Source organism: Sulfuriferula thiophila (genome assembly GCF_003864975.1).
GTDB classification, from domain to species: domain Bacteria; phylum Pseudomonadota; class Gammaproteobacteria; order Burkholderiales; family Sulfuriferulaceae; genus Sulfuriferula; species Sulfuriferula thiophila.
On record NZ_BHGL01000033.1, the window covers coordinates 38,632 to 50,285 of the forward strand.

The following is an 11,654-nucleotide window of genomic DNA, read 5'->3' on the forward strand; positions in this document are numbered from 1 at the left end:
ACATAAAATGAAATTAATTGCATCATTGACTAGCCCTTTTGCACGTAAAGTGCGCATCGTTCTGGCGGAAAAGCATATTGAGTGCGAACTGCAGATCGATGTGCCCTGGGAGGCGACTACCCATGTGCCAGAATACAATCCATTGGGTAAGATACCGGTGTTAATGCTGGATGATGGTACGCCGCTGTACGATTCCCGTGTCATTGTGGAATATCTGGATCACGCCGCACCGGTACATAATCTGTTGCCTAAGGATGCGCGCAGCCGGATTGCTGCAAAACGCTGGGAAGCATTGGCGGATGGTATAAGCGATGCAGCTGCCGCAATATTTCTGGAAAAGAAACGGCCTGAGGCACAACAAAGTGCGGACTGGATATTGCGCCAGGAGCAGAAAGTTTTTCGCGGGCTGGAAGTGATAGCCAGCGATGTCGGAGATCATGCATGGTGCATGGGTGATAATTACAGTCTGGCCGACATCGCAGTAGGTTGTGCGCTGGGTTATCTGGAATTGCGTTTTCCACACATTAAATGGCGCGAGGCGCACCCTAATCTGGCACGACTGGCAAGTAAACTCAATGAGCGGCCATCATTTAGCAGCACCATGCCACCGCAATAATCACCAGCTGCATATATGCCGTCCCGATAACAGGCATCCCGCTTAGTGCAGGGATGCCTGTTTTTTTTGGCCATAGCTGTGGAGCAGGTTCCCGATGGGTGGCTGCTCGGCTACAAGCATTGCATGGTTCGGGCACATAATCTGCTTAATTAATTGTATCCGGAATAGTTGCATATTTAACCTGTCTTAATCGCTGGCTATGATGATGGTCAGGTCGGGATGGGTGTATATTGATTGCATATTAATATCGAATTAGACAAGGAGACGATAAATGAAAATCGGTTTGTTGGGTCTGGGTAAAATGGGCGCGAATATGGCGCGACGTCTGTCCCGTGGCGGGGCAGATGTGCTGGTGTGGAATCGTAGCCACGAGGTTGCTGAATCCCTGGCACAGGCAGAAGCGCATATTGCGGCGTGCGCAAGCTTGACGGAGTTAGTGGCGAAGCTGCCCAGTCCGCGGGTGGTATGGCTGATGTTGCCAGCAGGTGATGCAACAGAAATGGCGTTGCAGCAACTGGCAGGTTTGCTGTCGGCTGGCGATATCATTGTGGATGGGGCAAATGCATATTACAAGGACAGTCAGCGCCATGCGGCAGAGTTGGAAGAGCGGGGGTTACGGTTCATGGATGCGGGCGTGTCTGGGGGTGTCTGGGGGTTAGCTAACGGCTATGCCTTAATGGTGGGGGGGGGAGCTGATACCGTAGCTGAGGTAACTCCGTTCATCAAAATTCTCGCTCCAGGGCCGGAAACCGGCTGGTTGCACTGTGGTCCGGTTGGCAGTGGGCATTTCGTCAAAATGGTACATAACGGCATCGAATACGGCATGATGCAGGCCCTGGCTGAAGGCTTGTCGTTGCTTAAAGGCAAACAGGAATTTGGTATTGATCTGGCGGAAGTGAGCGAAATGTGGCGGCACGGCAGTGTAGTGCGCTCATGGCTGCTCGACCTGACAGCCGAATTTTTGAAATCTGATCAGACGCTGGACGCGATCGCCCCGTTTGTCGCTGATTCTGGCGAGGGGCGCTGGACAGTACTGGAGTCAGTGGAGCAGGGTACGCCGGCACCGGTCATGACGCTGGCGCTGATGATGCGTTTCGCGAGTCAGGGTAAGCATGAATACACAGATAAATTGCTGGCCATGATGCGCAAAGGCTTTGGTGGTCACGGCGTCAAGGAGGGTATATGAGTAATGATTTGGATTTTCCCTGTAATTTCGTGATTTTTGGCGCAACAGGTAATCTGGCTACAAAAAAACTCATTCCTGCGCTATATCGACTTGAGGCGGCCAAGCGTTTGCCCGACAGTATGAACTTTATCGCCTTCGGGCGACGTGATTGGGATAATGTGGCATGGCGTGACCATGTTACAACCTTGCTCAGGGAAAAATTGCAGGACAAATGTGACGATGCACTGTGTGCAAAATTTGTTGAACGCTTCAGTTATTTGCGTGGCGAATTGCAGGACGTGGAGGCATATCATCGTTTGAAAGATGAGTTAGGCAAGCCAAGAATGGGTGTTTGCTCCAATGTTGTATTCTACCTTGCGGTTAAACCCACTGACTTTACCGGCGTGATTAAAAATCTGGATCAGTCGGGTTTGTCACAGCCTCGCGGCTTGCATCGGGTGGTGGTGGAGAAACCATTTGGTGAGGATATCGAATCTGCCCAAGCTTTGAACAAGCTATTGCATCAGCATTTTGATGAAGAACAGATTTTCCGCATCGACCATTATCTGGGTAAAGATACGGTGCAGAATTTGTTGGTATTCCGTTTTGCCAATACCTTGATCGAACCGTTATGGAATCGTAATTTCATTGATCATGTGCAGATTACGGTAGCGGAAACCATGGGGATAGAAAACCGCGCGGATTACTATGATAAGGCAGGTGCGATGCGCGATATGCTGCAGAACCACCTGATGCAGCTATTGACAGTTGTTGCCATGGAACCCCCTCCCGTCCTGGAAGCGGATGCGCTGCGCGATGAAAAGGTTAAAGTGTTGCGCTCCATACGGCCGATCAGCAAACGTTCGGTGCATGCACATGCATTTCGCGCGCAATATACGCAGGGAACATTAGGTGGTGAGGTGGTGCAGGGCTATCAATCAGAACCCGGTGTTGAACCGAACTCGCTGACTGAAACGTTTATCGCGGCTAAATTTTATGTCGATAACTGGCGCTGGCGTGGGGTGCCGTTCTATTTGCGTACGGGTAAGCGCATGGCCGAAGCCAAGTCCATGGTGGCAATCCGTTTTCGTCACCCGCCGCAGCAGTTGTTCCGCACTACGCCTCAGGAGGTGATTTCGCCTAACTGGATTGTGCTGTCGATACAGCCGGAAGAAAGTATGCACATGGAAGTGCATGTCAAACAGCCGGGTCTGGATATGGATACGCGGGTTGTCTCGCTTGATGCAGGTTATCGTCAGGAAGGTGAGGCGCAACTGGATGCCTATGAAACATTACTGCTGGATGTGATTGGCGGGGATCGTACGCTGTTTATTCGCTTTGACGAGGTAGAATGGGCGTGGCGCGTGGTTGATCCCATACTGAAAAGCTGGGCTCAGGAACGCGATTTTATTCATACCTATCCTGCCGGCATCTGGGGGCCGCGCGAAGCGAATCGCCTGTTTGATTCCGAAGACCAGGAGTGGCGCAACTATTTATAACCGCAGGGAAAGCTGACCGTCAGGGTTGGCTTTCAGTGCTGTTATCCAGCTTGGGTCGACGCGCTATTTTAACTACAGTAGTAAGGATTTTGTCACGGTGCAGCAGCGTAATGGTTGTGCTCTGGCCGGGTTTTAATGCGGCAATTTGATTAAGCAGAGCGGCTGAGTCAGTGATGGTCTGCTTATCAACGCTGAGTAGCACGTCTCCAGGGTGAATGTTGGCGCGATCTGCGGGGCCGCCACGTAATATGCCGGCGATCAGAGCGCCATCACCACTTTTCAATTTGTATGATTCGGCGAGCTCCGGTGTAAGGTCTTGGACTTCTATGCCCATCCAGCCACGAATGACTTCGCCATGGTCAATAATCTGCTTCATGACTTTGGCAACGAGGTTGGAAGGGATTGCGAAACCGATGCCCTGAGAGCCGCCGGTGCGTGAGTAGATTGCGCTATTGATACCAATTAAATTGCCATTGGTGTCCACTAATGGCCCACCAGAGTTTCCGGGATTGATGGCAGCATCTGTTTGAATAAAATCTTCGAAAGTATTGATGCCGAGATGAGAACGCCCCAGTGCACTGATAATGCCCATGGTGACGGTTTGGCCTACACCGAAAGGATCACCAATGGCGAGGACCACATCGCCGATACTGGCCTGGTCAGATTGGCTGAAGGTAATGGCAGGTAGGTTTGATGCATCAATTTTGAGTACGGCCAGGTCTGTTTCCGGATCAGTACCCACTACTTTGGCCAATAAAGTTCGTCCATCATGCAATGCAACCTGAATTTCATCCGCTGATTCGACGACATGATGATTGGTTAAAATATAACCATCAGCGCTGACAATAACGCCGGAGCCAAGATTACTGACGCGCTGGGTGCGTGACTTGGCTTGGCCACCAAAAAAATGGTTGTACAACGGGTTGTTGGTAATTGGCGGTGCAGGAGCGCGGACTGCTTTGCTGGTGAAAATATTGACCACGGAGGGAATAGCCTTGCTGGCAGCAACGCGATATGAGTTGGGTGCGAGATTGGGTGAGGGGGTAATGTCGGTAATTGTGTTGGTTTGGCTAGGCCAAATCCGCCACTCTGGTTTGAAAATGGTAATAACAAGCAAGAATCCCAATGCAATTGTGGCGCTTTGGGAGAATAATAACCAGAATTTACGCATCTTGATGACTTAAAGAAATGTTATTTATTGTGACAAATTATACAGGATATGTGGTGTGTAAGTGATCGTCAGCGCTAAGTCAGTAAATAATATGAAAATGGGGCTTTATGTTTTACCTAAAATTTAGGTAAAATAGAAAAGTTTTTAAGTTTGCGTAACCTAAATAGGGATGAATTATGAGTAATCAGCAAGTGGATCGCAGCAAACGCCGCTTTCTTGTCGCTGCTACCACAGCAATGGGTGGCGTGGCAGGGGTGGCTGTGTTGACGCCTTTTGTGATGAGCATGTTACCTAGCGAACGTGCAAAAGCAGCTGGCGCACCAGTCGAAGCGGATATCAGCAAGGTTGAGCCTGGCATGTTGCTTGCCATCGAATGGCAAGGTAAACCGGTTTGGATCGTGAATCGTACTAAAGAAATGCTTGCATCGTTGCCTAAAAACGACGCTAAAGTATTGGATCCGAAATCCGAGCAGCCTCAACAACCTACCTACTGCCAAAATGAAAACCGCTCTATCAAGCCAGCGTTTTTGGTTGTGGTCGGTATTTGTACCCACTTAGGTTGCTCACCAACATTCCGTCCAGAATTGGCTCCGGCAGATTTAGGTCCAGACTGGGATGGCGGATGGTTCTGCCCATGCCACGGATCTCGTTACGACTTGGCAGCACGTGTTTATAAAGGTGTTCCTGCCCCGCTAAATATGCAAGTCCCACCCCATAAATACCTGACTGATACGCGTATTCTGGTCGGTGAAGACGCGAAAGGAGCTTAATCAATGAGTGCTATGCAAAAATTGGTCGGTTGGATTGATGATCGTTTCCCGTTGACTTCTAACTGGAAAGCGCATTTGTCAGAGTACTACGCCCCAAAGAACTTCAACTTCTGGTATTTCTTTGGTTCACTGGCGCTGTTGGTGCTGGTGCTGCAGATTGTTACCGGTATCTTCTTGACGATGAACTACAAGCCTGATGCTGCATTGGCTTTCGCTTCCGTCGAATACATCATGCGTGACGTTGAATGGGGATGGTTGATTCGCTACATGCATTCGACTGGCGCATCCATGTTCTTCGTTGTGGTTTATCTGCATATGTTCCGCGGCCTTATGTATGGTTCATATCGCAAACCACGCGAACTGATCTGGGTTTTCGGTATGATGATTTACCTGGCACTGATGGCTGAGGCATTCATGGGCTACTTGCTGCCATGGGGTCAAATGTCATTCTGGGGTGCTCAGGTGATTATTTCCCTGTTTGGTGCGATTCCAGTTATTGGCGATGCTTTGTCACTTTGGATTCGTGGCGATTTCGTGGTGTCTGATGCCACCTTGAACCGTTTCTTCGCCTTCCATGTGATTGCATTGCCGCTTGTTCTGATAGGTCTGGTTGCTGCGCATATCATCGCGTTGCATGAGGTCGGATCAAACAACCCTGAAGGTATTGAAATCAAGAAGCATAAAGATCCAGTCACACATATCCCGCTGGACGGTATCCCTTTCCATCCATATTATTCAGTTAAGGATATTATGGGCGTGATCGTGTTTCTGATGGTCTTTACCGCGATTGTGTTCTTCTCACCTGAAATGGGTGGCTGGTTCCTTGAGCCGGATAACTTCATCCCAGCAAATCCGTTCAAGACGCCAGAGCATATCAGCCCGTTGTGGTATTTCACACCGTTCTATGCGATTCTGCGTGCAGTGCCAGATAAATTTCTGGGTGTAGTGGGTATGGGCGCGGCTGTCGTGATTATGTTCTTCCTGCCATGGCTGGATCGTTCACCTGTTAAGTCGATTCGTTACCGCGGTATGTTGTACAAGTCCATATTGACGCTGTTCATTATCAGTTTCATTGGTTTGGGTTACTTAGGTACGCAACCAGCAACTCCTGTCTTTACCAATATTGCACGTGTGCTGAGTGTGATTTATTTCGGCTTCTTTATATTCATGCCGTGGTATACCAAAATTGATAAGACTAAACCAGTGCCAGAAAGGATTCCTGAATAATGAAGAAATTTCTACTTGCGTTGTTATTTGCACCGCTGACAGCTTTCGCGTCTGAACACGTGCATCTGGACAAAGCCCCGGTAAATCTGGAGGACTATGCCTCTATTCAGCGTGGTGCAAAGCTGTTCACCAACTACTGTCTGACCTGTCATAGCGCTAATGCAATGCGTTACACGCGTCTTGAGGATGTTGGTCTGACGAAAGATCAGATCAAAGCAAACTTGATGTTTGCTACTGATAAGGTGGGTAACCCCATGACTATCGCTATGCAACCTGCTGATGCGAAAAAATGGTTTGGTGCTGAGCCGCCTGATTTGTCAGTAATTGCTCGTTCGCGCAGTTCTGATTGGCTGTATACCTACCTGCGTAGTTTTTACCGTGATGATACCCGGCCTACCGGCTGGAATAATACGGTGTTCGAGAAAGTAGGTATGCCATTTGTATTGTATGGTTTGCAAGGTGAGCAAGTTCTGAAAGAATCTGCCCATGGCGAACATGAAGCCGATGCAAAACCCCAGTTTGAGCTAGTAAAGCCTGGTTCACTTACGCCTGCTGAATACAATTCTGCAGTTGGTGATTTGGTAAACTACTTAACCTGGATGGCTGAACCTGCTAAAATCAAGCGCATGGAAGTGGGCGTACTGGTATTATTGTTCTTGGGCGTATTCTTTGTACTAGCGTACTACCTGAAACAAGAGTACTGGAAAGACATCCACTAAACTGCTGAATTACATTTGATGTAATTTGAGTGGTTTTTACGGCCGACGGACTTCCGTCGGCCATGTTATTTTAGGGTAATCATTATGATGACGTTGTATTCTGGCAATACTTGCCCATACAGCCAGCGCTGCCGTATCGTCCTGTTTGAAAAGGGTATGGATTTTGAAGTGATTGACGTGGACTTGCAAAACAAGCCCGAAGATCTCGCGTTAATGAATCCGTATAATCGTGTTCCCGTTCTTGTGGAGCGCGATCTTGTGCTATATGAGGCTAATATCATCAATGAATACATTGATGAGCGTTTTCCTCATCCACAATTAATGCCGGCCGATCCTGTTATGCGTGCCCGCGCACGCTTGTTTCTGTTCACATTTGAGCAAGATCTGTTCAGTCATGTTAATGCTATCGAGCATGGTAGTAAAAGTGCTGCAGACAAAGCGCGGATCATGGTGCGTGACAATCTGACGCAAATTTCGCCTATTTTTGCCAAGCAAAAATTCATGCTGAATGATGATTTTTCTATGCTTGATGTGGCAATTGCACCATTGTTATGGCGCTTGGAGCATTACGATATTCAATTGCCCAAGCAGGCGGTTAATTTATTGAAGTACGCTGAACGCTTATTTAGCCGTCCGGCATTCATTGATGCATTGACGCCAAATGAAAAGGCAATGCGCAAATAATCATGCCGGATAAGTCAACCAAACCCTATCTGATACGGGCAATTTACGAATGGTGTATCGATAGCGGGTACACGCCTTTTTTGTCCGTAGTCGTGGATAGTCATACCAGAGTGCCTCTGGAGTACGTCAAGGATGGTCAGATTGTTTTGAATCTGTCTCCAAACGCCACTCAGGGAATGCTGATGGACAATGACTGGGTTAGATTTTCAGCTCGCTTTAATGGCATTTCGAGACAAATTGAAATACCCGTTTCATCTGTAGCGGGCATATTTGCTCGCGAGAATGGGGAAGGTCTCGGTTTCGAAGTAGCAGCGGTTGTGGGTGCTGGTCCGGTAGACTCTAAGACGGATCTGCAAACGGATACAGATCCACCTCCGTCGCCGAAACCAACGGGCAAGCCGAAGCTGCAAGTAGTTAAATGAAATTTACTTTCCGTTAGTAAGTTAACATACCGTTTTAACGACTAAGTATGTAATTGTTGTTTTTCCTTTTGACCATTTTCCTTGAGAATGGCATAATAGCAAGCTATGCCGGCATAGCTCAGTTGGTAGAGCAGTTGATTTGTAATCATCAGGTCAGGGGTTCGACTCCTCTTGCCGGCACCAGTAGTACAAAGGGTTGGATTTTTATCCAGCCCTTTTTTTCGCCTTCCTGTAATGTATCGGTATTTCCTCCCTCTCGTTTTACATATCATAACTACCGGTGAATTGTTTATTTTCATCCGGCAATCCGATCGCGTCCGTTCACATGCCTGCCCATACCAGAATCCCCTTTTTGTAAATTGCTATGTGATTTGGTCGTGTGTTTGCCGAGATATTTATTAAAAATTTTATTTTGATTTTAATTTACAAGACAAATGATCCTTTTTGAGATAATCTATTACAGATTTTGTCTGTAGTTGTGTAGTCTTATGTAATGATTTGTGTAAGAGCGTTCTTTGATAAAATGAAATTGGTTTAAAGTATTAATAAATTTAATAGGTTAGATACAGGTGCTTTATTTAAGTTTTATCGTTTATTTCCTTTTGGTCAGCAGTGTTATTGGACTGGCTGTGTTTTCGGCGATAAGGGAAGCTGTTGTAAGACAAATTAAAATCATAACGCTGATATTTTACAGACGAATAACGCTACAGTTAACTGCAATAGCGTTGAGATTTAAATACGTAGACGTTCAAGTAAAACAGAATGGCCTAAGCGGCGGGGAATATATCAGTAGAAATCTATGGATGGTTTTACTGGTTTCTGGACTGTTAGTGTTGCCACCGGTATTTGTATGGCTGTATAGCGGTAAAAATATACTGGATGGTTTTGACGATGCGCATGTTCGTCATCAGAATGATCAGGTTACTGATTTACTGCTTGGTGAGCGGTTGGTGCCCCCTGCGGCTTTGCCGCCAGAAATGTTTGAAACTCAGGAGGTTTTGCGAATAAGACCATCCTTGATTGACGCGAGCAGAAATTGGCAACTATTGGATAGCGATTTTTCACAAAACGTATTGCTGATTTTTAAAATTATGAAAGAACGTTATGGGTACGACATGGCTATCCTGGAAGGCTATCGTAGTCCAGAGCGCCAGAATGCTTTGGCACGCATGGGTACCAGCGTTACAAATGCAACGGCATTTCAGAGTTATCACCAGTTCGGACTGGCTGCAGATTGTGCATTCAGGCGTGATGGTAAGCTGGTAATTAGCGAGAAAGACCCTTGGGCAATGCGTGGTTACCAGCTATATGGAGAAGTGGCAGAGTCATTAGGATTGCACTGGGGAGGGCGCTGGAAAATGATGGATTTGGGTCATATTGAATTGCGGAAAAATAATACAGTAAAACATTAACAATAACTTTGGTGGCAAGACAGTGAAGAGTCGTTAGCGAGGATGAAATGGGTAGAGGTTTTATAGTGCTTGGGGATAAAACATCGCATGGCGGCACAGTGATTGAAGCATCTGGCAATTCTGCGAGCGGTGATGTTCGTATTGCGCGGATAGGGGATAAGGTGACGTGTCCAAAAAAGGGGCATGGCACCTGTGCCATAGTAAGCGGAGACCCGACCATCATAGTCGATGGAAAACCAGTTGCGCGGGATGGCGATAAAACTGCCTGCGGTGCTGTGCTGATTGCTAGCCAAGGAATGACAACAGCCGGGTAAGTGCTTGTAATAACAAATAGTGGTTAATTAAGTGAATAATAAATAATGAAAAATTCAATATCAGTGTGACAAACATTTACTGAAATTGGATGGGGGAGTGATAAGTGTTGCAATCTTGGATGAGCCGTATCCTGCTGGCAGGTTTCGTTGTAGTTGCCGTATGGTTATTGGTGATCTCATATTGGCGTATCAGTATGCATATGCCATCAACGACAGATGTGGTGATGTACCTGGTGCTGACCCCGGTTATATTTTTGCTGTCTGTAGTTATGCTCAAGAAACTGGGTGCAGGACTTATTGCAATAAGCGGTTCAGCAAACGCTGGTATAGCGCCATCCGCTAATGTCAATCCAGCATCTGAAGCTGAGTCGGAAAATACTGGCAGAGGCTGGACACTATCAGTTGTTGCGGGCAGTGCCATTACGCGATTAGGGTATACGGCTGATGAACTGATGAATGCGCTGGCTGATAAACAGCCGAATTTTGAGCTGGATGCGCAACTGGTTGATCAACATGGGTATCCACTACTTACTGCACGTGTAGACGATTTGCACGAAGCCGAAACATATGAGCAGTTTGAGCAATGGTTGCTGGCAAAAGGGCTGCCTTCTGCTCCGTGGGAGCAGGCGGATAAGCGCGCCTTAACATTGGTGCAAGCCGTGTTCATGGAGCTGGTGCAGACCCTGTTATCGTTTCCGCAATTGTCAGAACTGCTATCAGATTCTGAAATAAATGACCCAAATCGGGCATTGCCAACAATCAACGTAGTCGCAATTTTCCCGAAACGCTGGCTCGATCAACAAAGGCAGGATGTCGCGGTATGGCTAGCGACGCACATCGCGCAGCTTGGATGGCCTGCAGACAAATTTCTGATTCACCCCTATAGCTACCTGAGTAATTCGGATCCGTTAACGTTGATTGATCAAGTGAACGTCGAGGTTAATCAGAAGAGTTTGTCAGGTCTCTATGTGTTCATGGCAACGCAGTCGTTTATGGGCGAGCAGGCTTATGCCGAACTGCAATCAGAGCGTAATGCGCAGGGCGCAAATGGAAAAGTAAGTTTTATACCCGGTGAAGCGGCAGCTGGAGTGGTTGTGGCCGATACGTTATGGGCTCAAAAATTAGGGGTTGAACCATTGGTGCGCATGCACCGGATTGCGCAACGGAAACGTGATAAGTCTGCGGATGCGGCTGGCAAAATAAAACCGGATGTGCTGATGCATAGCATCACCGATGCACTTGTGAATGCGCAAATCATCGCTGAGCAGATTGGCGCGGTATCTGCAGATACCGATGCCCGAGCTAGCCGGATCGGAGAATTATACGAGGCATTGAGTGAAGTCATGCCAGATATGGACCTGCACGCGCGCTGTTTCAAAATGGAAGCAGGGTGTGGAGCAGTCGGCAAAGTCGCGGGTTTGCTGACACTGCTAGCCGCCAGGCAGTTGGTGGTGGCTGACAAGCAACCTGTACTGTGTGTCAGCAATAACGATGAGTACGAGCGAATCGCATGGGTAGTTGATTCCGGACAAATCACGCCGGACTCAGCTGGTTCGGCAAAACATTAAAATAATTTATAACTAATTCAAAAAGTTAAACTCAATATTATGCAAAGAATTATACAGTTTATAACGGATACACGAACCTTGGTCGTG

The 11,654-nt window shown here is 47.5% G+C and carries 12 protein-coding genes and 1 tRNA gene; 12 read left to right on the forward strand and 1 reads right to left on the reverse strand.

Annotated elements, in window-relative coordinates:
* The first annotated feature begins 7 nt into the window (after positions 1-7).
* The 3 genes from EJE49_RS10010 to zwf all read left to right on the forward strand — a co-directional run bounded on the left by EJE49_RS10010 (position 8) and on the right by zwf (position 3,280).
* Positions 8-616 carry a glutathione S-transferase gene (locus tag EJE49_RS10010; RefSeq protein ID WP_124950389.1) on the forward strand — a complete coding sequence of 203 codons (609 nt, stop codon included), beginning with the start codon at positions 8-10 and terminating at the stop codon, positions 614-616.
* A 271-nt stretch (positions 617-887) separates the two neighbouring features.
* Positions 888-1,802 carry a phosphogluconate dehydrogenase (NAD(+)-dependent, decarboxylating) gene (gene gnd / locus EJE49_RS10015; protein ID WP_124950391.1) on the forward strand — a complete coding sequence of 305 codons (915 nt, stop codon included), beginning with the start codon at positions 888-890 and terminating at the stop codon, positions 1,800-1,802.
* Positions 1,799-3,280: a glucose-6-phosphate dehydrogenase gene (gene zwf, locus EJE49_RS10020; protein WP_124950392.1), complete on the forward strand. Its 1,482-nt coding sequence runs from the start codon at positions 1,799-1,801 to the stop codon at positions 3,278-3,280. The genes gnd and zwf overlap by 4 nt, the downstream gene beginning before the upstream one ends.
* A 19-nt stretch (positions 3,281-3,299) precedes the next feature.
* Here zwf and EJE49_RS10025 read toward each other — a convergent pair whose 3' ends face one another.
* Entirely contained in the window at positions 3,300-4,451 is a 1,152-nt protein-coding gene (locus EJE49_RS10025; RefSeq protein ID WP_124950394.1) for a Do family serine endopeptidase, read from the reverse strand.
* Between the two features lie 176 nt (positions 4,452-4,627).
* Here EJE49_RS10025 and petA point away from each other — a divergent pair, with 176 nt between their 5' ends.
* The 9 genes from petA (at position 4,628) to EJE49_RS10070 (ending at position 11,567) form a co-directional block, all read left to right on the forward strand.
* On the forward strand, positions 4,628-5,221 hold the full coding sequence (petA, locus tag EJE49_RS10030) for a ubiquinol-cytochrome c reductase iron-sulfur subunit (RefSeq protein WP_124950396.1): 594 nt from the start codon (positions 4,628-4,630) through the stop codon (positions 5,219-5,221).
* 3 nt (positions 5,222-5,224) lie between these two features.
* Positions 5,225-6,448, forward strand: coding sequence for a cytochrome b (locus EJE49_RS10035; RefSeq protein ID WP_124950398.1), 1,224 nt, complete (start codon positions 5,225-5,227; stop codon positions 6,446-6,448).
* Complete coding sequence (locus EJE49_RS10040; RefSeq protein ID WP_124950400.1) at positions 6,448-7,167, forward strand: cytochrome c1; 720 nt, start codon at positions 6,448-6,450, stop codon at positions 7,165-7,167. The genes EJE49_RS10035 and EJE49_RS10040 overlap by 1 nt, the downstream gene beginning before the upstream one ends.
* A gap of 84 nt (positions 7,168-7,251) precedes the next feature.
* Complete coding sequence (locus EJE49_RS10045) at positions 7,252-7,851, forward strand: glutathione S-transferase N-terminal domain-containing protein (RefSeq protein WP_124950402.1); 600 nt, start codon at positions 7,252-7,254, stop codon at positions 7,849-7,851.
* 2 nt (positions 7,852-7,853) lie between these two features.
* The gene (locus EJE49_RS10050; RefSeq protein ID WP_124950404.1) at positions 7,854-8,273 is read left to right on the forward strand and encodes a ClpXP protease specificity-enhancing factor; all 420 of its coding nucleotides are present in this window, start codon (positions 7,854-7,856) and stop codon (positions 8,271-8,273) included.
* A gap of 107 nt (positions 8,274-8,380) precedes the next feature.
* Positions 8,381-8,456 (forward strand) — tRNA-Thr (locus EJE49_RS10055).
* Between the two features lie 386 nt (positions 8,457-8,842).
* A complete protein-coding gene (locus EJE49_RS10060; protein WP_223246912.1) occupies positions 8,843-9,685 on the forward strand; it encodes a M15 family metallopeptidase in 843 nt (280 codons plus the stop codon).
* A gap of 47 nt (positions 9,686-9,732) precedes the next feature.
* Positions 9,733-9,999: a PAAR domain-containing protein gene (locus EJE49_RS10065; protein ID WP_124950406.1), complete on the forward strand. Its 267-nt coding sequence runs from the start codon at positions 9,733-9,735 to the stop codon at positions 9,997-9,999.
* 119 nt (positions 10,000-10,118) lie between these two features.
* Positions 10,119-11,567, forward strand: coding sequence for a hypothetical protein (locus tag EJE49_RS10070; protein ID WP_189941827.1), 1,449 nt, complete (start codon positions 10,119-10,121; stop codon positions 11,565-11,567).
* The last annotated feature ends 87 nt before the right edge of the window (positions 11,568-11,654 follow it).

What these genes read in the sequence shown, in the direction of transcription:
- EJE49_RS10010 (WP_124950389.1), top strand. Translation starts at nt 8, where the DNA reads ATGAAATTAATTGCATCATTGACTAGCCCTTTTGCACGTAAAGTGCGC.
- gnd (WP_124950391.1), top strand. Translation starts at nt 888, where the DNA reads ATGAAAATCGGTTTGTTGGGTCTGGGTAAAATGGGCGCGAATATGGCG.
- zwf (WP_124950392.1), top strand. Translation starts at nt 1,799, where the DNA reads ATGAGTAATGATTTGGATTTTCCCTGTAATTTCGTGATTTTTGGCGCA.
- EJE49_RS10025 (WP_124950394.1), bottom strand. Translation starts at nt 4,451, where the DNA reads ATGCGTAAATTCTGGTTATTATTCTCCCAAAGCGCCACAATTGCATTG.
- petA (WP_124950396.1), top strand. Translation starts at nt 4,628, where the DNA reads ATGAGTAATCAGCAAGTGGATCGCAGCAAACGCCGCTTTCTTGTCGCT.
- EJE49_RS10035 (WP_124950398.1), top strand. Translation starts at nt 5,225, where the DNA reads ATGAGTGCTATGCAAAAATTGGTCGGTTGGATTGATGATCGTTTCCCG.
- EJE49_RS10040 (WP_124950400.1), top strand. Translation starts at nt 6,448, where the DNA reads ATGAAGAAATTTCTACTTGCGTTGTTATTTGCACCGCTGACAGCTTTC.
- EJE49_RS10045 (WP_124950402.1), top strand. Translation starts at nt 7,252, where the DNA reads ATGATGACGTTGTATTCTGGCAATACTTGCCCATACAGCCAGCGCTGC.
- EJE49_RS10050 (WP_124950404.1), top strand. Translation starts at nt 7,854, where the DNA reads ATGCCGGATAAGTCAACCAAACCCTATCTGATACGGGCAATTTACGAA.
- EJE49_RS10065 (WP_124950406.1), top strand. Translation starts at nt 9,733, where the DNA reads ATGGGTAGAGGTTTTATAGTGCTTGGGGATAAAACATCGCATGGCGGC.
- EJE49_RS10070 (WP_189941827.1), top strand. Translation starts at nt 10,119, where the DNA reads ATGAGCCGTATCCTGCTGGCAGGTTTCGTTGTAGTTGCCGTATGGTTA.